A 22,750-nucleotide genomic window follows, 5' to 3' on the forward strand; every position below is an offset into this window, starting at 1 on the left:
GATGGACGAGCAGAATCCCCCGGACGCAATCGACGAGCTGGCCATCGCCATCGTCGGCATGGCCGGTCGCTTTCCCGGGTCCTCCGACGTGGAGGCCTTCTGGCGCAACCTGCGCGACGGCGTGGAGGGCATCCGCGCCTTCACGGACGAGGAGCTTCGAGCCCGGGGCGTGCCGGAGTCCGCGCTGCGCTCGCCGGACTTCGTCAGGTCCGGCGCGGTGCTGGAAGGCGTGGACCTCTTCGACGCGGGCTTCTTCGGGTACTCGCCCCGCGAGGCCGCGCTGATGGACCCGCAGCACCGCGCGTTCCTGGAGTGCGCGTGGGAGGCGCTGGAGCGCTCGGGCTTCGATCCCGAGACGTCCCGCTCCGTCGGCGTCTTCGCCGGCACCAGCCTCAGCACGTACCTGCTCTTCAACCTGCTCACGCACCGCGAGCTCATCGAAGCCGGCGACACCTTCCAGGTGATGATCGGCAACGACAAGGACTTCCTCGCCACGCGGCTCGCGTACCACCTGGACCTGCGAGGCCCCAGCCTCGACGTGCAGACGGGGTGCTCCACGTCACTGGTGGCGACCCACCTCGCGTGTCAGGCACTGCTGGGCTTCCAGTGCGACGTGGCCGTCGCGGGCGGCGTCTCCGTGGATGTGCCCCAGCGCACCGGCTACACGCATCAGGCGGGCGGCATCGCCTCTCCGGACGGCCACTGCCGGCCCTTCGACGCGCAGGGACAGGGCACCGTCTTCGGCAGCGGCGTGGGCATCGTGGTGCTCAAGCGGTTGGAGGACGCGCTCAGGGACGGCAATCCCATCCACGCCATCATCCGTGGCTCCGCCATCAACAACGACGGCGCGTCGAAGCTGGGCTTCACCGCGCCCAGCGTGGAGGGCCAGGTGGAGGTCATCGCCCGCGCCCAGGCCATGGCCGGTGTCACGCCGGATCAGATTGAGTACGTGGAGACGCACGGCACCGGCACGCTGCTGGGAGACCCCATCGAGGTCTCCGCGCTGACGCAGGTGTTCCGCGAGTCCACCGATGCCACCCGGTTCTGCGCGCTGGGGTCGGTGAAGTCGAACATCGGGCACCTGGATGCCGCGGCCGGCGTGGCGGGCCTCATCAAGGCCACGCTCGCGGTGGAGCACGGCCTCATCCCCCCGACGCTGCACTTCCAGACGCCCAATCCCAACATCGACTGGGAGCACAGCCCCTTCTTCGTCAACGCCGCGCCCCACGCGTGGAGCGCGAAGAACGGCCCCCGCCGCGCGGGCGTCAGCTCCTTCGGCATCGGCGGCACCAACGCCCACGCCATCCTGGAGCAGCCTCCCGCGCTGCCCGCGAGCGGACCGGGCCGGCCCTGGAAGCTGCTGGTGCTGTCCGCGAAGACGGAGGGCGCGCTGGACGCCGCGACCGTCCGGCTGGCGGAGCATCTGGAGCGTCACCCCGAGGTGGAGCTGGCCGACGTGGCCCACACGCTCCAGCGGGGTCGCAAGGCCTTCGCCCACCGCCGCTTCCTCGTGTGCGAGGACACGCGGGATGCCGCCGCGGTGCTCGCGTCGGGAGATCCGGAGCGGCTGGTCACGGCGAATGACCGGCTCGAGGACCGGTCGGTGGTCTTCATGTTCCCCGGCGGCGGCGCGCAGTACCTGCGCATGGGCGAGGCGCTGTACGCGCAGGAGCCCGTGTTCCGCGAGCACTTCGATGCGTGCGCGGCCCTGCTGAAACGCCACGCGGGTCTGAACCTGCACGACATCGTCTACCCGGCGAGGACGGCCGAGGAGACGGAAGGCAAGCTGACGCGGACCTCCACCGCCCTGCCCGCGCTCTTCGTCGTCGAGTACGCGCTCGCGAAGCTGTGGATGTCCTGGGGCATCGAGCCGCAGGCGATGATCGGCCACAGCGTGGGCGAGTACGTCGCGGCCTGCCTTGCCGGGGTCTTCTCGCTGGAGGACGCGCTCAAGCTGGTCTGCGAGCGCGGGCGGCTCTTCGAGCGACTGCCCCGGGGCGAGATGGTGAGCGTGTCCCTGTCCGAGGAGGCCATGCGGCCCCTGCTGGGAGACCACCTCTCGCTCGCGGCCCTCAACGGGCCGGAGCAGTGCGTGGTCGCGGGAGACAGCGCGGCGGTGGAGCGGCTCGTCGCGGAGCTGGGCACGCGGGGCGTCGAGTTCCGCCGACTGCACATCGACGTGGCGGCCCACTCGCACCTCGTGGAGCCCATCCTGCCGGCCTTCGGGACGTTCCTCGCGAAGCTCAAGCTGGGAGCGCCCACGCGGCCGTTCGTCTCCGGCGTGAGTGGGACGTGGATCACCCCGGCGGAGGCGACGAGCCCGGACTACTGGGTGCGCCACCTGCGCCACACGGTGCGGTTCGGCCAGGGGATTCAAACGCTGCTCACGGAGCCGAAGCACGTGCTCCTGGAGGTCGGCCCGGGCCGCACGCTCAGCTCCCTGGCGCGCTTGCAGATCGACCGCGCGTCCACGGTCCTCACCGCCGCGTCCATGCGCTCCACGCGCGAGACGCAGCCGGATGGCGCCTTCCTGCTCACCACCCTGGGTCGGCTGTGGCAGGCCGGCGTTCGCATCCCGTGGTCGCGCGTCCACGCGGATGAACAGCGCCGCTACGTGGTGCTGCCCACCTACCCCTTCGAGCGGCGTCGGCACTGGATGGATCCGCGTCCCGTGCACACGGCCACTCCGGTGGCCACGCTCCAGAAGCGGCCGGACATCGGAGACTGGTTCTACCTGCCCTCTTGGAAGCGGGCCCTTCCGCCCGCGCCGCCCACGGAGTTCGTGTCCCAGCGCTGGCTGCTCTTCGTGGATGCGCAGGGGTTGGGACAACAGTTGGCCCACCGGCTCCAGGAGGCAGGCCACAGCGTCACCACCGTTTCGGAGGGCACGTCCTTCGGCCGCGCGGGGGAGTCGGCGTATGAGCTTCAGCCGGACCGCCGGGACGACTACGCGTCGCTGATGGCTTCGCTCACCGAGGAGGACCGGCTGCCCGAGCGCATCGTCCACCTGTGGAGCGTGGACGGCTCTTCTGAGACGGAACGGGAGCGCGTGCAGCAGCTCGGCTTCACCAGCCTGCTCCTGCTCGCGCAGGCGCTGGGGTCGCTGTCCCAGTCCGTGCGCCATCTCGATGTCCTCTCCACCGGTGTGCAGGCCGTCACCGGACATGAAGCGCTGTGCCCGGAGAAGGCCACTGTGCTGGGGCCGTGCCGCGTGCTTCCTCGCGAGATGCCGCAGTTGACGTGCCGGAGCATCGATGTGGAGCTGGGGCGTACGGAGGCACTGGTCGAGCGACTGCTCGCGGAGCTGGCGGTCCCGGTGGCGGGCGCGACCATCGCCCTCCGGGGACACCACCGCTGGGAGCAGGGCTTCGAACCCGTGAAGCTGCCTCCCACGGTGTCCCGGCTGCGGCAGCGCGGCACATACCTCATCACCGGTGGACTCGGTGGCATCGGCCTGGTGCTCGCGGAGCACCTCGCGCGCACGGTGCAGGCGCGGCTCGTGCTGCTCGGACGCTCCGCCTTTCCCGAACGTGCGGAGTGGGCGGGCTGGCTCGCCACGCACGGCGAGGCGGACGCGACCAGCCACCGCATCCAGCAGCTCCAGGCACTGGAAGCACTTGGCGCGGAAGTGCTCGTGCTGCGCGCGGACGTGGGCGATGCCTCGCGGATGGAGGCCGTGCTCCAACAGGCGCGGGACACCTTCGGCGAACTCCACGGTGTCATCCACGCGGCGGGCGTTCCGGCGGGCGGACTGAGCCAGTTCAAGACGGCCGACTCCATGGCCACGGTCTTCCGGGCGAAGCTCCAGGGCACCCGGGTACTGCATGCGCTGCTGCGCGGCACGCCGTTGGACTTCTTCATGCTGTGCTCATCGCGCACGGCCATCGTCGGGGACTTCGGCCAGGTCGAGCACTGCGCGGCCAATGCCTTCCTGGATGCCTTCGCCCAGGAGCGCGCGGCGGAGGGCGACGGACCGGTGTTCGCGGTGGGCTGGGACACGTGGCAGGAGGTGGGCCAGGCCGTCACCACCGCGATGCCGGACTCGCTGAAGCACCTTCGTGACGCCCTGTTGGAACACGGCCTGAAGTCGGACGAGGGCCGTCGGGTGTTCGACCGCGTCCTGGGCGCGAAGCTGCCGCAGGTGCTGGTGTCCACGCAGGACCTTTCCGCCGTGCTCGCGAACAACCCCAATCCCTTCCAGGTCCAGGACCTGATGCCCTCACTCACGGACGCGCTGTCGTCCGCGGCGGCCGCCGGGGACGTGGAGGTCGCGGGCGGGGACACGGGGCAGAAGCTGGCGTCCATCTGGCAGCGGCTCCTGGGGGTGGAGCGGGTGAACCCCCACGACAACTTCTTCGACCTGGGCGGCAACTCGCTCATCGGGTTGAAGGTCATCGCGGAAGTGAAGCGCTCGATGGGCGTGGACCTGCCCGTCGTCAAACTCTTCGAGAACCCCACCCTGGGCGCGCTGACCCGGTTGCTGGGCGGCGGCCCGGAGCCTGAAGCAGCCCCCACCTTCACGGAGCGCCGCACGCGCGGCGCCCAGCGCAGGGAGCGGTTCCAGCGCAAGCTGGATCCGAAGTAGGAGTCACCTCATGGCGGACACCTTGACCGGCGCTGAAGTCGCCATCGTCGGCATCGCGGGACGCTTTCCCGGCGCGAAGGACCTGGACGAGTACTGGCGCAACATCTGCGACGGCGTCGAGTCCATCGTCCGGTACACGGATGAAGAGCTGCTCGCGCTCGGCGCGGACCCCACGCTGCTGCGCACGCCAGGCTTCGTGAAGGCGGCGGCACGGCTGGAGGACTGCACCCGCTTCGACGCCGGCTTCTTCAGCTACACCCCGCGCGAGGTGGAGCTGATGGATCCGCAGCAGCGCCTCTTCCTGGAGTGCGCTTGGGAGGCCCTGGAAGGCGCGGGCCACCGGGGCACGCCGGACGAAGAGCTGCTCGTGGGCGTCTTCGGCGGCGCGGCCCTGAGCACCTACCTGCTGGTGAACCTGGCCTCCAATCCGACGGTGCTGCGCTCGGTGGATCCGCTCCAGCTCAACCTGGGCAACGCCGGCAGCTTCCTCACCACGCGCGTCTCCTACAAGTTGGATCTGAAGGGGCCCAGCTTCAACGTGGAGAGCGCCTGCTCCACGTCGCTCGTCGCGGTCCACGTCGCCTGCCAGAGCCTGCTCAATGGCGAGTGCGACCTGGCGCTCGCGGGCGGCGTCTCCATCAACCTCACGCAGCAGTACGGCTACCCGTTCATCGAGGGCGGCATCCTCTCACCGGACGGCCACTGCCGGCCCTTCGACGCGGACGCGCGGGGCATCGTCTTTGGCAGCGGCGCGGGCGTGGTGGCGCTGCGCCGCCTGTCGGATGCGCTGGCGGACGGGGACTTCATCCACGCGGTCATCAAGGGCTCGGCCGTCAACAACGATGGCGCGAACAAGGTGGGCTACACCGCGCCCAGCGTGGACGGACAGGCGGAGGTCATCGCCGAAGCCCTGGGCAGCGCGGACGTCTCCCCGGAGTCCATCGCGTACGTCGAAGCGCACGGCACCGGCACCTCGCTGGGAGACCCCATCGAGGTCCAGGCGCTCAACAAGGCCTTCGGTGGCACCGATGCGCCGAAGCGCTCCTGTGCCCTGGGTTCGGTGAAGGCGAACATCGGTCACCTGGATGCGGCGGCCGGCGTCGCCGGATTGATCAAGACGGTGCTGGCGCTGCGTCACCGCAAGCTGCCGCCCAGCCTCCACTTCGAGCAACCCAACCCGCACATCCCCTGGAACAACGGCCCCTTCTTCGTCAACACGGACCTGAAGGAGTGGAAGGCCGGCAAGGAGCCGCGCCGCGCGGGTGTCAGCGCGTTCGGCATGGGCGGCACCAACGCGCACCTCGTGTTGGAAGAGGCTCCGGCGAGGGACACCGCTCCCGCCGCGCGTGCGACGCAGTTGCTGGTCCTGTCCGCGAAGACGCCCACGGCGTTGGACGCGATGACCGCGAACCTCGCCGCACACCTGCGCGCGCGGCCCACGACCTCCCTGGCCGACGTGGCCCACACCCTCCAGACGGGGCGTCGGCGGTTCGCGCACCGGCGGGCGGTGGTCTGCGACAGCGTGTCGGACGCGGTGGAAGCGCTCGCGGGCGAGTCGCGCGCGCGGCGTCAGCTCACCGGCACCGAGGAGCGCACGGCGAGGCCCGTGGTCTTCCTCTTCCCGGGACAGGGCACGCAGTCCGTGCGGATGGCGGCGGACGTGTACCGGGGCGAGCCGGTGTTCCGCGAGCAGGTGGACGCCTGCGCGGCGCTGCTGAAGCCTTACCTGGGCTTCGACCTGCGGCAGGTGCTCTACCCCGCCACGGAGGCCACGGCCGACGCCGCACGCCAGCTCGAAACGACGCGGGTGACGCAGCCCGCGCTGTTCACCGTGGAGTACGCGCTCGCGAAGCTGTGGATGTCCTGGGGCATCGAGCCACAGGCGATGATCGGCCACAGCGTCGGTGAGTACGTCGCGGCCTGCCTCGCGGGCGTCTTCTCGCTGGAGGACGCGCTCAAGCTGGTGGTGGAGCGCAGCCAGCTGATGCAGGAGCTGCCGGGCGGCACGATGCTGTCCGTGGCGCTGCCGGAAGCGGAGCTGTCGCCGCTCCTGCCCCCGGACGTGTCGCTGGCGGCGGTCAACGCGCCCTCCTTCTGCGTCGTCGCGGGCCCCACGCCCGCCGTGGAAGCGCTCCGGGTCCAGCTCCTCGACAGGAAGGTGGCCTGCCGGGTGCTGAAGACGTCGCACGCCTTCCACTCGGGGATGATGGAGCCCCTCCTGGAGCCGTTCGCCGCCCGGGTGCGAAAGCTCACGCTCAAGGCCCCGCGCATCCCCTACGTGTCCAACGTCACCGGGACGTGGATCACCCCGGCGGAAGCCACCTCGCCGAAGTACTGGGCCACGCACCTGCGTCAGGCCGTGCGCTTCGCCGCGGGCCTGGAGACGCTGCTCCAGCAGCCCGACCGGGTGCTGCTCGAAGTCGGGCCAGGCCGCACCCTCACCACCTTCGCCAACCAGTTGGGGAAAGTGCGAGGCGTCCGCGTATCGGCCATCACCACCCTGCGCCATCCGGACGACGCGCAGTCCGACCTGAACGTGCTGCATGGGGCGATGGGCCAGTTGTGGATGGAGGGCGTGGAGCCGGACTGGAAGCGCTACCACCGGGGCGAGTCCCGCCGCCGCATACCGCTGCCGACCTACCCCTTCGAGCGGCGCCGCTACTGGATTGAGGCCAGCCACGTCCCGACGGTGGCCACCGGGGTGTCGACGGAAGTCTCCGCGGCCACCGTGGTTCCGGATGTGTCCGCGACCCAGCACCCGCGTCCCGCGCTGCGCACCACCTACGTCGCGCCCCGCACCGAGCAGGAGGGCGCCATCGTCCGCATCCTCCAGGACGTGCTGGGCATCGACCCGGTGGGCATCCACGACAGCTTCTTCGACCTGGGGGGCCACTCGCTGCTGGCCACCGCCGTCGTCGGGCGATTGCGCGACACCTTCGGCGTGACGGTGCCGCTCCAGTCGCTGTTCGAAGCCCCTACCGCCAGCCAGCTCGCGGCGCTCCTGAACAACCTGGGCGTGGCCCAGGAGCCTCGGCACGAGGACGCGGCGAAGGATGCCCTCGTGCGTGCGCTGACCGCGCTCCAGGAGCAGCAGGCCGCGCCCAGGGAGCCGGAAGCGCCCACCGGCGTGGCCGTCCAGACATCCGCAAGCACCCGGCCGCTCCACGTGCTCATCCTGGCCATGGAGTACACGCCCAACATCGCGGGCGGCGTGGGCACGTATGTCTATGAGCTGGCCAACGGGCTCGCGCGCTCCGGCCACCGGGTGACGGTGCTGTCCTATACGCCCGGGGAAGCCCGCGTCGTGCGCCAGCCCAACGGCGTGACGGTGCACATGGTGCCGCCCGGCAAGGCGAGCTTCGCCCAGGCGGCGCACCTGACGCTGGTGCAGGGCATCCGCGCCTTCAACGAGGACCTGTACCAGTACGGCCGCGCGCGCATCGCGGAGGAGAAGCCGGACCTCCTGCACTTCCACCAATGGCATACACACGAGGCCGCGCGCCGGCTGGGCCGTGAGTCAGGCGTGCCCGTCATCGGCACCAGCCACTACATCTCCGAGCCCGTGGAGCGGTGGTGGGGACAACAGCCGGACCCGGAGATCGTCGAACAGGAGCGCAGCTTCTACGACGGCGGCACCCACGTCGTGTCCGTGAGCGCCTCCATGAGCACGCTCATCCGCGAGCAGTACCGCCTGCCTTTGGAGAAGCTCCACACCATCCACTGCGCGATGGAGCTGGAGCCCTTCATGAAGTCACCGCACGGCGCGGACGCCTTCGCGAAGCTGCGCGCCACGGTGGCGGGGCCAGAGACGCGCGTCGTCCTCTACACCGGGCGCCTCCACCCGATGAAGGGCATCCCCGCGCTCTTCGCCTCCGCCGAGCGCGTGCTCGCCGCGAGGCCGGACACCGTCTACCTGCTCGCGGGCGGCACGGACTCGCGCGAGTCCACGCAGATGGTTCACCAGTTGCGCGAGCAATACGCGCCCCTGCTCGGCCGCATCAAGCTGCTGGGCAAGCTGCCGCGCTCGCAACTGGGGCTCCTGCACCGCATCGCGGACGTAGCGGTGGTGCCGTCCATCTACGAGCCCTTCGGCTACACCGCCATCGAGACCATGGCCTCCGGCGTCCCGCTGGTGGCCACCGACGTCGGAGGGTTGTCGGAGATCCTCCAGCACGGAGAGTCCGGCCTCCACGTCCCCGTCCGCCCCGTCTCCGGCAGCGAGCTGCATGAAGTGGAAGTCGCGCAGCTCGCCAACGCCACGCTCGCCCTCCTGAACGATCCGGCACGCGCCCGGAAGCTGGGCGACGCAGGCCAGCGCCGCGTGGCCGACCTCTTCGGCCTGGAGCGGATGATCACCGCCAACATCGCCCTCTACCGCCGCGTCCTCGGCGCCCCCTGAACCGCCCCGCCCTTTCGAGATCCGCCATGGAGCCCACCCCGAACGCCACCGAGTCCTGGCTCTCCCACCACACCCCGAGGCCGGAGGCGCGCGTGCGCCTGTTCTGCCTGCCGCATGCAGGCGGAGGGGCCTCGCTGTTCCGCACGTGGGCACCGCACCTGGCGCCCGACGTGGAGGTGCTCCCCGTCCAGCTCCCGGGCCGGGAGAACCGCCTGCGCGAGACGCCCCTCACGGAGGTGCCCGCGCTGGTGGAGCAACTGGTGGACGTGGTGCGAGCGCGGCAGGACAAGCCCTTCGCCCTGTTCGGTCACAGCATGGGGGCGCTCCTGGCCTTCGAGCTGGCCCGGGCTCTGCGCCGCCACGGGCTCCCCGAGCCGCTGCACCTGTTCCTCGCAAGCTACACCGCGCCGCAATTGCTGACGCGCACCCCGCCCAAGGCACGGACGCACGAAGCGGATCCGGAAGTGGTGCGGGCCCTGCTCACCGAGCGGGGCATCCCCGAGTCGATGGGCGAGGAGCTGAAGCAGTTGGTCCTGCCGTCGCTGCTGGCGGACACGGCCGTCTGCGAAAGCTACCAGTACACCGAGGAGGCTCCGCTGGAGTGCCCGGTGTCCGCGTTCCGGGGCAGCGAGGACTACGTGCAGGAGCACCACCTGGAGGGCTGGCGCGAGCAGACGCGCGGTCCGTTCACGGCCCGCTCCTTCCTGGGCGACCACTTCTTCCTCCGGGACACGCCCCGGGGACTTTTGCAGGCCCTGCGCCGAGCGCTCGCGAGCCCTGCGGGTTCCGCTCGGGCGGCCTGAAGCACCCTTTCCCCTTCCTCAACTCAAGGAGTCTGCAGCGATGAAGTTCCTCATCTTCGCCAAGGATCGTCAGAGCGGCCCGCAGCCCCCGGATCCGGTCGCCCTCAACCGCGACGTGCGCGACTGGGTCGGCGCGCGGCTGATGGATGGCACCATGGACTGCGCGTACTACGTGCTGCCCAAGATGGGCATGTGCATCCTCAACGCCGAGTCGCACGAGGCGTTGTTGACGCGGCTGCGCGAGTGGCCCTCGTTCCCCTACCAGGAGTTCGAGGTGCACATGCTCGCGGACGTGCGACACGGCATCGACAACAACTTCGAGCGGCTGAAGAAGGCCGCCGCGCCGCAGGAAGCCTGAGAAAGGCCGGGAGCCCCCATGAGCACCAGTGCCGCGATGAAGCGCCCCGAGCCGCAAGCGCCCGAGCGCATCCCGATGATGTCCCGCCAGGAGTTCTACGCCAGCATCGGCGGCCTGGATAAGCCGGTCATCTTCGTGGACGCCATGAAGGACTGGCCCTCCACGGCGAAGTGGACGTTCGACTACTTCCGCGACGCGCACGGCGACAAGGAAGTGACGGTGGAGTGGCTCAAGTACGCGCACGGAGACAAGACCTCCGTGAAGCGCACCGGCACGGTGAAGAAGGTGAAGCTGCGCGAGTACGTGGACGCGCTGAAGGCCCGGAACGAGCCGGAGGTGGGCTACCTCATCGGCAAGGACATGTACGCCGTCCTGCCGGAGCTGCTGGCTGACCTGCGCTTCCCCAACTACGCGTCCCAGAAGCGCCTGACGGAGCAGCTCTTCTTCATGGGGCCCAAGGGGTCCTTCACGCAGCTGCACCTGGACCGCGCGCACAACCTGCACGCCCAGATTGTCGGCAGCAAGCAATGGCAGCTCTACTCCCCGGCGAGAGACGCGCAGCTGCGGCCCCGGAAGCTGGACTTCGTCTGGTCGGTGGTCAGTGAGTACGACCTGGTGCCCGGCGGAGGCAATCCAGACGTGCTGCCCAACGGCGTGGCGCCGGACTACGACTTCACGCTGGAGGCCGGGGAGATTCTGTATGTGCCCTACGGCTGGTGGCACCGGGTGCTCACCACGGAGGCCTCCATCTCCACGAACCTGTGGTGGTGGACCTATTCGATGCTGGGCCGGATTGGCCCGGTGCTCGTGCCGTCACTGGCCAAGGGCTTCGTGAAGGGCCTGAAGAAGAAGTCCATCCGCCGTGGCTACTACGGCGACAAGGGCTGACACCTATCAGAGCCAGGCGGCTGAAGCGGTAGTGCCGGAAGCGGCAGCAGTCAGGAGTCACGAGGCTATACTGCCGCCCGGTCCGTGGCGCGAGAGTCCCAAATGCCCGGCCACGGGAGGAGGGGCATGCGCAAGCGCCAGTCCGAGAAGGGATTCATTCTCACCGACGAGGCATCGATCGAGATGGAGTTGGAGCGCCTCCTTCCTGGAGTGCGGGAGGCGTTGGAGGCACTGCTTTCGTTCGACACGACCCCCAAGGGTGCGGATCACGAGGCGTGCACGAGATGGCTTGAAGGACGCCTCTCTGCGCTGGGTTTCGATTGCCAATTGCATCGGCCCATCGACGAAGCCCCGGCCCTGCTCGAAGCACACCGGCCAGCCCGAGGCATGGGAGGGCATGTGGTAATGTACGGCCACTATGATGTGACCTCCCGCCTTCATGGAACACACGGTGGCCCCACTCAAGCGCCTGTATTGCTCGAAAGGGACGGTCGCTGGTGGGGTCAGGGTGTGAGTGACAACAAAGGTGCTCTCACCGCTCGCCTCGTGGCATTGGCCCTCATCGAGGACACACCAGCGCTGACCTGGTTCATCCAGGGTGAAGAAGAAACCGGCTCATCGGCGGCCCGACGAATCATGGGCAAGCGACTGCCAGGAATCGAAGCCGACCTCTGGCTGGACGAGACCGGATACCACGACCATGAGGACGGAACACTCCGGCTTATTGCTCGCAAGATCGGCCCGGAACGCACGGGAAGCGAGCCCCCCGATGTAGCGCTGCAGGCCCTGATCGACAGCCTGGGTCAGCTCGCCGGATGTTGGGGGATTAGCGCTCGACTGGAGGTGCGTGGACTGAACAAAGCGGCGGTTTTGGGTGGATGCCCCTTCAACCAGAGCCTCCCGGTGGGTGCCCGCTATTTCGCGCTAGGCGTCAATGACTCACACTCCCGCATCCATGACGCGAATGAGTCAGTCCCCCTGTGGACCTTCCCGCTCCATGCCGAGGAGCTGCGGGCGGTGTTCCAGTGGATCAAGCAGCTTCCCTTTCGGGGGGCCTGATGCTGCCTCGACTCGGACCAGAGACAGTGCGAGCGTACCTCGCGCGACTTGGCAACCCCGGTGTCTCGCTGGATGCCAATGGACTGTCCTCTCTGCTGCGGGCCCACCTCCGCGCGCTGCCGTTCCACAACCTCGCGCTGCTGGCCGGAGAAGCAACTGCTCCCGGAGATTCTCCGGTCGAGGCGGCGGTGGAGGGAAACCTCGCCGGGCTTGGCGGCACCTGCCACCTGCTGACAACTCCATTCATCGCGCTCCTTCGAACCCTGGGCTTTGAGGCGTGGCTCGCGGGAGCCACCGTTCGCGAAACCGGCAACCATGTGGTCGGGGTGGTCCGACTGCCAGAAGGAAGATTCATCGTCGATGTCGGAAGTGGGCATCCCTGCATGCATCCGCTCCCCCTGGACGGAGCAGGATTTGACTTCACTGCTTACGGAACCACCTTTCGCTTCGAACGGGATGGGCACGAAGGACACCGGCTGCGGCGTACCCTGCCCAATGGACAGGGGGAGACCGTCTATCGCCTCACGCCGGAGCCCCGTTCGCATGACTCATTCTTTCAACCCGAGACCAGCCCTTCACTCCAAGCAGTCAGGCTGAGCGAGTGGGCCCTGGCTTCGGTCCAGGATGGCCGCTATCAACGTTTCGCGGGCGGACTCGCAAGCACGCGTCCGGTGCCTGGATGGGAGGCCATGGCCGAGTTGCTGCACATCACCTTCGGGCTGCCCGAGTCGTTGATCCGACAAGCCCTCCATGCATTGCGGCGGCGAGTCCCCGACCTCTTGGAGGGAGTCCGGAATCCCCGCCCTTCCCCGCGCATCATCGTGTCATTGGCCGTCACCGACCGAGCCGAAAGCACTGCGGAGTTGCTCGAGTCCCTCATTGGGAACCTCGGCGCTCGTGAGGAGGGCTCGGTGGGAGTGCTCATCCTAGACAACGGGCAAGGACGAGATCAGGAACGCGAAGCGGCGCTCGAAGTGATACTTGAGAGTTCCCGCAGCAGGGGACTTCAAGTCACCCGCCTGAAGGCACGCGACGAACTTAAGCGCCTCGCCCCATCCCAGCGATGCGGCCTGCTCCCCTGCGGCCTCAATGTCCCGCTCCCCATTGGCGCCTCCCGCGCCCTCCAGACATCGCTCCTACACGAGCACTTGCGCACGGGCGTTCTCGGGCTGCCTCACCCAGGCGATGGCGGAGGGCCGGTGGCCGTCTGGATGCTGGATGACGACCTGTCCTTCCGAAGGCTTCGTGGCACATCCGAAGGGTTCGTGGAGGAACCCGTGAAGGACCTGCTCGACCGGGTCGAAGCGCTCTGGGCACAGCACCCTGAGGTATCCGTCGCGCTTGGCACCTGCACGGGGGCCCCTCCCATTCCGGGCTATGCGACCCTCCGCGTCCAGATGCATGACCTGGCCGGCAACCTCCGGGAGATGGCGGAACGAGAGCCCAACACAAACTGGGCTCCCGCACCGGGGCCTCGCCACCTGCCCGACTACTACTACGATCATGCCCGAGGCTCGGCGGATCACCTCCGGGCAGCCTTTCCCTGGACGCCGCCGGGACGTGCGCCCTGGCGGGTGCGAGACGCCTTCCGAACCCTCTGCGTGGCGTTCACCCGGGTGCCTCACGGGCAGCAGGTCACCCGCCCCGTGCTCTACCAGCCGGTAGAGACCCTGGCACCGAGCCGCCACCGGGGGGGCAACGCGCTGTTCCTCGACCTGGACGCACTTGTGGCGGCACCCTACCCCGTGCTTCGTGGCGAGGATGGGGTGATGACTCGACGTGCCGACACGCTCTGGGCCCACCTTATCGCGCGGGAGCCCCTGCTCCGTCTCGTGCAGGCGGAGCTGGACCTGCTCCACGGTCGCCGCGACGGGGATGGAAACTCGCCGCTCGCCACACATCAACCGGACGTCATCGCGCTTCGTGGTTTCGTGGAAGGCCAGGAGCGAGGCGTGGTGCTCGCAAGGCTCCTGGAACACAAGTCCCCCGAGCCCCCCCCCGCTGTCGAGCAAGAGGTCTCTTCACGGCGCGACCTGCTCGCCCACGGACGGGAAGCCTTGCGGCGGGAGGCAGAGCAGGCCCGGAGCGCGCTGACCCGTCCCGAGGCATGGTGGTGGCGCGACGAGGAAGATGCCGCGACGGCCCGGGCCTGCGCTGTCGCGCTAGAGCAGGTAGAACTGCTGGCGGGCGCCGTGGACGCACTCGCGGATCCATCGCTGCCTGAACGACTGGCGGACTTCGCGCGGCACGTGGTCTCGATCCTGCCAACCTGGAGGACGACATGGGACTGAAATTCCTCGTCACCGGCGGGTACTTTGATTCCTCCGGCGAAGGGGTTGTCTGGCACGTCGACCTGGAGAGTGAGCGGGCGGAGCCATTCATCCGCTGGATCCCCCCGGAGCACCTGCACGTGCCACGTAAGGGCTTTGCGGGTGGGTGCAGGGCAAGCGATGGTCACCTCTACGTCGCCGCGCACTGTGCCGTTGTCCGCGTCGACCTGTCACGAGCGGAGGTCTCGGGGGTGCTGCATCAGCCAAGCTTCAATGACATCCATCACGTCTCCGAGTCGTCAGGACGCTTGTACATCGCCAATACGGGTCTGGATGCCGTGGACCTCCTCAACCTGGAGGGGCGCTTCATCGGCTCACATGCATTACTGCCAACCTGGGCAAACCATCGGAGGATGGGAGGACAGGATCCGGCCCATTGGGATGAGGTGTTGAACACCGGTTGGAGCGGCGAGGCTCCAGCTCAGTGGCCCTCACCGCGGCCAGGGGATGGCTACCATGATCTCGGGGCCCAGCGGGGAGGCGCACCCTTTGCCCGACTCAAGGTTCCAGACCACCTCCATCCGAACCATGTCTGCCCGACCTTGACGCAGACACTGGTAACCTGTCTTTACGATGGCACGGTGCGCGATCTCCGCACATTCGAGACGGTGTTGACCCTGGCCGGGATGAACCCCCACGACGGCTTCCTCTCAGCCGACACGTTCTGGCTGACAACCATCGACGGGCGGGTGCACACCGCCCCAATGAGGGATGGCCGGGTCGCGGGAGAGTCCAAGGTGCGACGCAGCGTCTTCGAGACGGGCCATGCGGGCTGGTGCCGAGGATTGTGGACGAATGGCCGCCTGCTGGTCGTGGGACTCACGGAGCTCCGACGAAATCGAATGCCTCGCCATCACTGGGCGGATCGGGATCCAGAAGGCACGGAGACCTCCCTGCTGTTGTTGGAGCTTTCCGAAGGACGCCTGCTCGCGCGCGTAGATCTCACTGACGGCGAACGGCACTCCAAAATCTATAGCATCCTGCCATTGGAGACCTGAGATGAGCGTGCGTCGGGAGCAGACTGCCGAGAACGCGACAGCCTGTGACAGGGGAGGACCAATGACCCACGTGCTCATGCTGCATCGGGTGATGCCGAACCAGCCAACGGCGTTTAGTCTGCCGTCCTGCTACCGGCTGCGTGGAACGGCACTCACGCCTGAAGAATTCGGCCGGGTGCTGGAGACTGGCCCCTTCCGAGCGCTTGATGAGGTGGTGGATGCACTCAGTCGCGGGGAACCACCTCCTCCGGGGCAGGTGCTCACCTTCGATGATGGTTACCGCGAGTGGGGAGAGGTTGTCGCACCCAGGCTTGAGGAGCAGGGGCACCGCGCGACCTTCTTCGTCTGTCCGGCGTTCCTCTCGGAGGCGAAGGAGGCCCATCCGGTGGATGTCTTCTATTGGCTGCTCGACCATGCAGAGTGCCCACGCTTCGAGTGCCCACTGCCCGATGGCACCCTGGTGCAGGGCTCCCTCGAAAGCCAAGAGGGCAAGAGCACATTGGTCACCGGAGCGTTGAAGCGCTTCGTGGTACGGGGCGAGCGTGCCCAGGTCCGTGAGGTTCTTCGGGAGCTGGCGCAGGCACTGCGTATCGAGGTGCCTGATGGGCTGGCAAAAACGCTCTACCCCTCGGAGCGTGAGTTGGAGGGATTGGCGTCGGCCGGGCATCTGCTGGGCGGACACGGAGTGAGCCATCAGCACCTGCCAGTCTTGAGCAAGGCCGAGGCGGCGTTGGAGATTTCCAATGCCCTGGCATGGGTTGCGAGACTGTCGGGCGGGCACCCTGCGCCGTTCGCATATCCGGATGGCGCCTTCGATCCGGCCACCGAACATCGCGTCGCGCAGGCAGGTGCCACGTGTGCCCTCACCTGCGTTCCGGGAGCCGTCACGCGCGAGTCAGCCCTCTTCCGATTGCCCCGGGAGTTCGTGACTCCCTGGCATCCACGGGTCGCCGTCCCTCCTGCTCCAAGTGGGGGCGCCGCTTGAGACTCCCCTTGCGGATGCCCGTGTACGATGCTCGCGGAGTCCTGGCCCTCGCCCACGGATTACCGGTGATACGGACATGAGGAAGTGCGTACTGGTGACCGGTGGCGCCGGATTCATCGGCTCCCATGTGGTGGAAGCCCTGCTCTGTGAAGGGCGCGAAGTCGTCGTCCTTGATGACCTGTCGGCGGGACGAATGGACAACCTTCCAGCGCGTGAACCCCGTCTGGAGATCCTCGTGGGCTCGATCCTCGACCCGGAGTTGTGCACCAGGGGGATGCGTCACTGCGAGGCCGTCGTGCACCTGGCGGCCCTCAATTCCGTGCAGAGATCGCTGCACGATCCCAAGTCGGTGGTTGACGTCAACGTGATGGGCTCCCTCAATGTGCTGGAGGCCGCGCGGGCCGCCGGCGTGTCACGAGTCGTCTACGCGAGCAGCAGTTCCGTATACGGAGCATCCATGACGCTGCCAAAACGGGAGGACCAACCGATGGCCGCAGGCAGCCCCTACGCGGCGACAAAGGCGGCTCTGGAGCAACTCGCCCAGGCCTGGACACGCGGGTTCGGGCTCCCGACGGTAGGCCTGCGCTTCTTCAATGTCTTTGGCCCCCGGCAGAGGCCCCACTCTCCCTATGCGGCAGTCGTCCCCCGATTCATCGAAGCCAGCCTGCGCGGAGGCGAATGCGTCATCCATGGAGATGGGGAGCAGACGCGCGACTTCAGCTATGTGGAGAACGTGGTCGTGGCGAACCTGCGAGCGTTGGTCGCGGGGGAGGCTTGTTTCGGAAACGTGTACAACATCGCCGCAGGGGGACGGATCTCCGTCCAGGCGCTCCACGAGGCGATCGCCACCCTCTTGAAGCGTGTGCAGCCTCCGCGCTACGAACCCTGGCGTCGGGGGGATACGCGGCACAGTCAGGCCGATGGCACGGCAGCAGCGCGGGACCTGGGTTGGATCCCGAGCGTGACCTTCGAACAAGGGCTTCGGCGGACAGTTGCCTGGTATGCCGAGCGCGAAGAGTCTTGGTGGCGCGACGGGTGAGCGCGCACGACGCTACCCCGGAGAAAGCGCCCCTGTCAGCAGCGTGACCGGCAGTCCCAGCGCCTTCCACCGGGCATGTTCTTCATACCAATGGAGAGCATCATCCAGCCGCATGGGGCGACTGCCGGGCATGTGAAAGGGAAGACGTCCCAAGAACTGGCGTTCCCAGACGTCTTTCGGGGGAAGCAGCAGCAAGACCTCCTCATCTTGGGAGAGGGGAAACAGCGACTTCTCCTCCACCATCGCCATGATGACAACCAGTGGAGGCAGCCCGTCGTTGGCGGGATCCAGTTCCACCCTCCGGATGGCCTGGATCACCAGGGACTTGGCCTGCATCATTCCCTGGCGTGGCTTCGTGGGGTCGACCAAGGGGTGGAGCATCTGCGCGAGTTCCAGGACGCGTGGCGCAGGAGAAAGGGCCTGGAGGCCCAGCGCCCAGGTCGTCTTCCCCGCAGCAGGAGGCCCCACCAGCCAGGACAGACGTTTCATGGCTCCACCCCGAACAACCGTCGCGCGCGCTCCCTGAAGGCAGACACCCGCTCGGGCCCCATGATCCCAGCGTGCTTGACGAGAAAAGCCCGCATTCCGGCCACGTTGGTGGGCGAGCCCGCGGTGGACAGGCGGAGTTCCGGATGAACGTGGAAATACACCCGAGGTCGCGTGTTGCGTCCGTACCGGAGCCCCGGAAGTGATGCCAGCCGGATGCCGAGATCCATGTCGTGGAAGGAAGGCAGGGCTGGATCAAAACCTCCCGACTGGAGAAACGCCGCTCGGGAGATGAACAGGTTCGACCCCCGGAGACCTGGATTGCGAACCAGGAAGTCGTCCGGATGAAGGATGGCCGGTGGAACCTTTTCCGGCACCACCTCCTGCGTGCCCTCCTGCTGTCGGACCTTGAGGAAGGCGGTAAGCACCAGATCCAGCCGCTCGGTGAGCGCCAGCTGTTCGGCCTCAGCCAGATAGGCAGGGTCCCAGGCGTCGTCATCATCGAGGAAGGCAAGGAACCGTCCCTGTGCCAGCGAAGCGCCCAGGTTGCGGGCGCGCGCCGCCCCGTGAGGCGCCTCGTGACGGACCCACCGCACCCCTGCGCTGGGAACGAAAGGATGGGGCACGTCTCCATCATCAATGACGAACACCTCGTCTGGACGACGGGTCTGTTCCGCCACACAGGTCAAGGCTCGCCGCAGGAGGGCCGGACGATGTCGTGTCGGGATGATGACGGAGAGCGTGCAGTGACTCACCGGTGCGCTCGCTGTCGAGATGGCTGGGCAGCCAGAATCCTCCGAACCTCTTCGGCGGCTGCCGCGCCGCCTGGAGGACCGAGTCTCCGCAGGAAGACCTCCTGAGCCGTTACCTGTCGCACAAGCTCCGAGGGGCTTCGGTTGAGTTGCGCCACCACCCGCTCGCGCACCAAGGCCCGAGCCTTGACGTCGGCATCGAAGCGAGCCACCAACTCCAGCAGCCGGGCCGTTCCCTCCGCCTCCGGAACCAATGGATCAACAGGATGATCCGGGTACAGCTCCGTGAGGTTCAGGCCTTGAGGTGCCAGTCCGTGCTCCTGGTAGACGGCGAGCTGACAGACCTGCGTGAGATTCTGGGGAGGGAGAAAACTGGTGGGGATGCCCAGCGCGAAACCCTCGAAGGGCGCATTCAGTCCCGGCGAGGTCAGGAACTGACTGGAGGAGGCCAGCATGGCCAGATACTGCTCCTGGGCCAAGGTCTCCACCCGCAGGCCGCCATCGGCACCTTCTTCCCGGATGCGTGCGACAGCCTTTGCTCCAGTTGCGACAGTCACTGCCTCGAAGCCCAGTCCTGCGAGAGGCAGTACCTCCCGCAGCAAGCGCGTCATGGTGGACGGATAGCAGGTGTTCTTCCCAGGGATGATGTCCGGGGAGTAAGCGCCGCCGTAATTCACCAGGAGGTGGGGCGTGGCGCGCCGATGCTGTCGGAGTAGGGAGCTGGCGATGAGCGGCCCCACAATCTTCGGCGCAATCATTCCCCGGCCATACCGTTCGAGGGCCTCATCCACCCCCGGAAAGTTCTCGATGATGTAGCCACTGGCCTGACGCATGGCGGGAGTCATCCGTCGCTTCATCCAGAACAGGATGTCGACGAAAACCAGGGGTAGCTTCAGCTCCTGTACGAGACCGATATTGGTGTTGTTGGAGACGGCGAGATACAGGTCGGCGGCTGCTAGGACGGAAGCATGCTGGCGCACTGATGCGGGATCCTTCACATCACAAGGAAGAACCCGGTCGAACGTCGCAGGATCGCATTGCTCCCGCACCGGCCCGGTGGCCAGCACCGTGAACGAGGCCTCCGGCAGATGACGCGCCAGCGCCCGAAGCGCGGAGATGGCTCCGTAACAGAACGGGTTGGGGTCACAGATGATCTGGAGCGATCGGCCCATGGGACGACTGACTCTAATGGCGTCGCCCCTCTCACCGCGCTGCCTCCTGGCTGCGTTGATGGTCAGTGAGCGAAGGGCCGCATCACCAGAGCCCACCCACCGAAACGAAAAAAGCCCCCGAATCTTTCGATTCGGGGGCTCTTCTTCGGAGTGCCCAGGGCGGGACTCGAACCCGCACGCCTCACGGCGCCACCACCTCAAGATGGTGTGTCTACCAATTCCACCACCTGGGCCTGCTCGCGGGGCTCATCTACCGAACCCCGCTGACTCGCGCAACGACAAAATCACCGACGCGCGAGCTTGAAACGAACTGACGACTACGGCGCGGGCGTCGTCGGCGCGGGAGCCGGCTGGCCCTCGGCCGGCGGGGTCGCCGTGCGCTCCTGCTCGACACTGCCCGGAACCGCAGGCGCTGGCGTCGTCGCCGGTGCCGCACCCGTACCAGGGGCCGCACCCGGCGTCGCCGGTGCCGTGGCCGCCGGAGGAGGCGATGCGACCGAGCCCCCCGCCGCCACGGAACCGCGCAGGCCCACGAACGACAGGCCCAGCGACGTCAGGAAGAACAAGCCGGCGCAGATGCCCGTCAGCTTGCTCAGGAAGGTCACCGCTCCGCGCCCACCAAAGGCGCTCGTCGCGGCGCCGCCACCCAGGGCGGAACCCATGCCGGCGTCCTTCCCCGGCTGTAGCAAGATGACGAAGATCATGAACACGCAGAGCAGGACGTGCACGATCGTAAAGAAGGTCAGCATGGGGCTTCCAGACGCTCCGTGGAAAGAGGGCGCACCCTACACAAAGTGGTCAACGGGTGACAACTTCCAACTGGGATAACTTCCTCTAGCCCGCTGCCTTCACGATGGCCACGAAGTCGGCCGCCTTGAGGCTCGCTCCCCCGACCAGCGCCCCGTCCACGTCCGGCTGTCCCAGCAATTCCGCCGCGTTGTCCGGCTTCACGCTGCCGCCGTACTGGATGCGCACCCGCCCCGCCGTCCCCTCGTCGTACAGCCGGCCCAGCAGGCCCCGGATCGCCGCGTGGACCTCCTGCGCCTGCGCCGTCGTCGCCGTCCGGCCCGTCCCGATGGCCCACACCGGCTCGTACGCCATCACGAACGTCGCCACGTCCGCCGCCGTGAAGCCCTCCAGCGCCCCGCGCACCTGACGCTCCACCACTTCCAGCGTCTGGTTCGCCTCGCGCTCGGCCAGCGTCTCGCCCACGCAGACGATGGGCGTCATGCCCGCGGCCTTCACGGCCTTCGCCCGCTTGTTCACCGTGGCGTCCGTCTCACCGAAGAACTGCCGGCGCTCCGAGTGCCCCACGATGACGTAGGCACACCCCAGCTCCGCCACCATCCCCGCGGAGATCTCCCCGGTGAAGGCGCCGGACGCCTCCCAGTGGCAGTTCTGCGCCGCCAACTGGATGGGCGCGCCCTCCAGCGCGATGTGCACGGGCTGCAACGCCACGAACGGAGGCGCGATCACCACCTCCACCGTGTCACCCAGCGCCGCCACCGCGCCGCGAAGCTCCCGCACCAACGCGAGCGCCTCCGGCACCGCCTTGTTCATCTTCCAGTTGCCAGCGACGATCTTCCGACGAGCGTGGGCCGTCATGGTGTCTCCCCCGGTAGCGAGCGTTTGAGGAACTGCGGGTGCGTTGCCGCCTACTTCGTCTCCAGCGCCTTGATGCCCGGCAGCTCCTTGCCCTCCAGGAACTCCAGCGACGCCCCGCCGCCCGTGGACACGTGGCTCATCTTGTCCGCGTAGCCCATCTGCTCCACCGCCGCCGCGCTGTCGCCACCGCCGATGACCGTCGTGGCCTGCGTGTTGATGGACATGGCCACCGCCACCGACTTCGTGCCTTCCGCGAACTTCGCCACCTCGAAGACGCCCATGGGCCCGTTCCACACCACCGTCTTCGCGTCGCGGATGCGCTGCGTGAACATCGCGCGCGTCTTGGGCCCGATGTCCAGACCCATCATGTCCGCCGGGATGACCTGGTCGGGCGTCTCCTTGGCCACGCTGTCCGCCGTGGGCCCCGTGCCGACGATGTGGTCGATGGGCAGCACCAGCGGCGTCTTCAGCCGCTTCGCCGTGTCCAAGAGCTTCGCCGCCAGCGCCAGCTTGTCGCCCTCCTCCACCCGGCTCTTGCCCACTTCGATGCCCTGCGCCTTGAGGAAGGTGTACGCCATCGCGCCGCCCACGAGCAGCGCGTCCACCTTGGGCAGCAGGCTCTCGATGACCTTGATCTTGTCGCTCACCTTGGAGCCGCCCAGGATGGCCACGAAGGGCTTCGCCGGGTTCTTGAGCACCTTGTCGCCCAGGTACTCGATCTCCTTGCGCATCAGGAAGCCGGCCGCCTTCTCCTTCACGAACGGCACCATGCCCGCCGTGGACGCGTGCGCGCGGTGCGCCGTGCCGAACGCGTCGTTGACGTAGACGTCCGCCAGCGCCGCCAGCTCGCGCGAGAAGGCCTCGTCGTTGGCTTCCTCCTCCTTGTGGAAGCGCAGGTTCTCCAGGAGGACCACCTGCCCTTCCTTCAGCTCCTTCACCTGCTTCTTCACGCCGTCGCCCACGCTGTCATCCGTGAGGATGACCTCGTGCTTGCCGCCCAGCAGCTCCACGAGCTTCGCGGCCACCGGCTCCAGCGACAGCTTGGGGTCCGGGCCCTTGGGCCGACCGAGGTGGGACGCCAGGATGACCTTGCCGCCCATCTCCAGCGCGCGCTTGATGGTGGGAAGCGCCTCGCGGATGCGGGTGTCGTCGGTGATGCGGCGGCCCTCCATGGGGACGTTGAAGTCCACGCGGATGAAGACGCGCTTGCCGGTCAACTGCAGGTCATCGATGTAGCGGATCATCTTTTGGTGCCCCTTGCCCTGTCTCGGTCAGCCCAACGGTGCCGGAA

16 protein-coding genes and 1 tRNA gene are annotated in these 22,750 nt (G+C 67.8%); 10 read left to right on the forward strand and 7 right to left on the reverse strand.

The genetic code is table 11. The annotated features are described in order from the left end of the window. Position 1: 1 nt before the first annotated feature. The 10 genes from D7Y13_RS00900 (at position 2) to D7Y13_RS00945 (ending at position 17,444) form a co-directional block, all read left to right on the forward strand. Positions 2-4,585 (forward strand): type I polyketide synthase, encoded by a 4,584-nt coding sequence (locus D7Y13_RS00900; RefSeq protein WP_199732749.1) that lies wholly within the window; start codon positions 2-4, stop codon positions 4,583-4,585. A 10-nt stretch (positions 4,586-4,595) separates the two neighbouring features. Further along, a complete protein-coding gene (locus tag D7Y13_RS00905; protein ID WP_120630620.1) occupies positions 4,596-8,984 on the forward strand; it encodes a type I polyketide synthase in 4,389 nt (1,462 codons plus the stop codon). A 26-nt stretch (positions 8,985-9,010) separates the two neighbouring features. Then, on the forward strand, positions 9,011-9,787 hold the full coding sequence (locus D7Y13_RS00910; protein WP_120531083.1) for a thioesterase II family protein: 777 nt from the start codon (positions 9,011-9,013) through the stop codon (positions 9,785-9,787). Positions 9,788-9,827: 40 nt separating this feature from the next. Then, positions 9,828-10,145 (forward strand): hypothetical protein, encoded by a 318-nt coding sequence (locus D7Y13_RS00915; protein WP_120531084.1) that lies wholly within the window; start codon positions 9,828-9,830, stop codon positions 10,143-10,145. An 18-nt stretch (positions 10,146-10,163) separates the two neighbouring features. After that, positions 10,164-11,033 carry a cupin-like domain-containing protein gene (locus D7Y13_RS00920; protein WP_120582461.1) on the forward strand — a complete coding sequence of 290 codons (870 nt, stop codon included), beginning with the start codon at positions 10,164-10,166 and terminating at the stop codon, positions 11,031-11,033. Between the two features lie 126 nt (positions 11,034-11,159). Further along, positions 11,160-12,092: a M20/M25/M40 family metallo-hydrolase gene (locus D7Y13_RS00925; RefSeq protein WP_158620280.1), complete on the forward strand. Its 933-nt coding sequence runs from the start codon at positions 11,160-11,162 to the stop codon at positions 12,090-12,092. Between the two features lie 26 nt (positions 12,093-12,118). Then, entirely contained in the window at positions 12,119-14,383 is a 2,265-nt protein-coding gene (locus tag D7Y13_RS00930) for an arylamine N-acetyltransferase (RefSeq protein ID WP_158620281.1), read from the forward strand. Beyond that, positions 14,374-15,420 carry a hypothetical protein gene (locus D7Y13_RS45030; protein ID WP_147444187.1) on the forward strand — a complete coding sequence of 349 codons (1,047 nt, stop codon included), beginning with the start codon at positions 14,374-14,376 and terminating at the stop codon, positions 15,418-15,420. The genes D7Y13_RS00930 and D7Y13_RS45030 overlap by 10 nt, the downstream gene beginning before the upstream one ends. Before the next feature lie 61 nt (positions 15,421-15,481). Further along, entirely contained in the window at positions 15,482-16,405 is a 924-nt protein-coding gene (locus tag D7Y13_RS00940; protein WP_158620282.1) for a polysaccharide deacetylase family protein, read from the forward strand. A gap of 94 nt (positions 16,406-16,499) precedes the next feature. Further along, positions 16,500-17,444, forward strand: a complete 945-nt coding sequence (locus D7Y13_RS00945; RefSeq protein ID WP_233595315.1) for an NAD-dependent epimerase/dehydratase family protein — start codon at positions 16,500-16,502, stop codon at positions 17,442-17,444. Positions 17,445-17,456: 12 nt separating this feature from the next. Here D7Y13_RS00945 and D7Y13_RS00950 read toward each other — a convergent pair whose 3' ends face one another. From D7Y13_RS00950 to D7Y13_RS00975, 7 genes are all read right to left on the reverse strand, one after another. Further along, positions 17,457-17,933 (reverse strand): ATP-binding protein, encoded by a 477-nt coding sequence (locus D7Y13_RS00950; protein WP_147444188.1) that lies wholly within the window; start codon positions 17,931-17,933, stop codon positions 17,457-17,459. Further along, on the reverse strand, positions 17,930-18,685 hold the full coding sequence (locus D7Y13_RS00955; RefSeq protein ID WP_158620283.1) for a glycosyltransferase family 2 protein: 756 nt from the start codon (positions 18,683-18,685) through the stop codon (positions 17,930-17,932). Before D7Y13_RS00955 ends, D7Y13_RS00950 begins: the two co-directional genes overlap by 4 nt. After that, positions 18,682-19,854 carry a Rossmann-fold NAD(P)-binding domain-containing protein gene (locus D7Y13_RS45590; RefSeq protein WP_158620284.1) on the reverse strand — a complete coding sequence of 391 codons (1,173 nt, stop codon included), beginning with the start codon at positions 19,852-19,854 and terminating at the stop codon, positions 18,682-18,684. Before D7Y13_RS45590 ends, D7Y13_RS00955 begins: the two co-directional genes overlap by 4 nt. Before the next feature lie 151 nt (positions 19,855-20,005). After that, positions 20,006-20,087: transfer RNA gene (locus tag D7Y13_RS00960), tRNA-Leu, on the reverse strand. An 84-nt stretch (positions 20,088-20,171) separates the two neighbouring features. Next, positions 20,172-20,603: a preprotein translocase subunit SecG gene (gene secG, locus D7Y13_RS00965; protein WP_120582469.1), complete on the reverse strand. Its 432-nt coding sequence runs from the start codon at positions 20,601-20,603 to the stop codon at positions 20,172-20,174. Between the two features lie 85 nt (positions 20,604-20,688). After that, positions 20,689-21,459, reverse strand: a complete 771-nt coding sequence (gene tpiA, locus D7Y13_RS00970) for a triose-phosphate isomerase (RefSeq protein ID WP_120582470.1) — start codon at positions 21,457-21,459, stop codon at positions 20,689-20,691. Between the two features lie 50 nt (positions 21,460-21,509). After that, the gene (locus tag D7Y13_RS00975; protein ID WP_120531095.1) at positions 21,510-22,703 is read right to left on the reverse strand and encodes a phosphoglycerate kinase; all 1,194 of its coding nucleotides are present in this window, start codon (positions 22,701-22,703) and stop codon (positions 21,510-21,512) included. Positions 22,704-22,750: the final 47 nt, after the last annotated feature.

Origin of the sequence: Corallococcus praedator, assembly GCF_003612125.1 — a bacterium.
In the GTDB taxonomy this organism is placed as follows: domain Bacteria; phylum Myxococcota; class Myxococcia; order Myxococcales; family Myxococcaceae; genus Corallococcus; species Corallococcus praedator.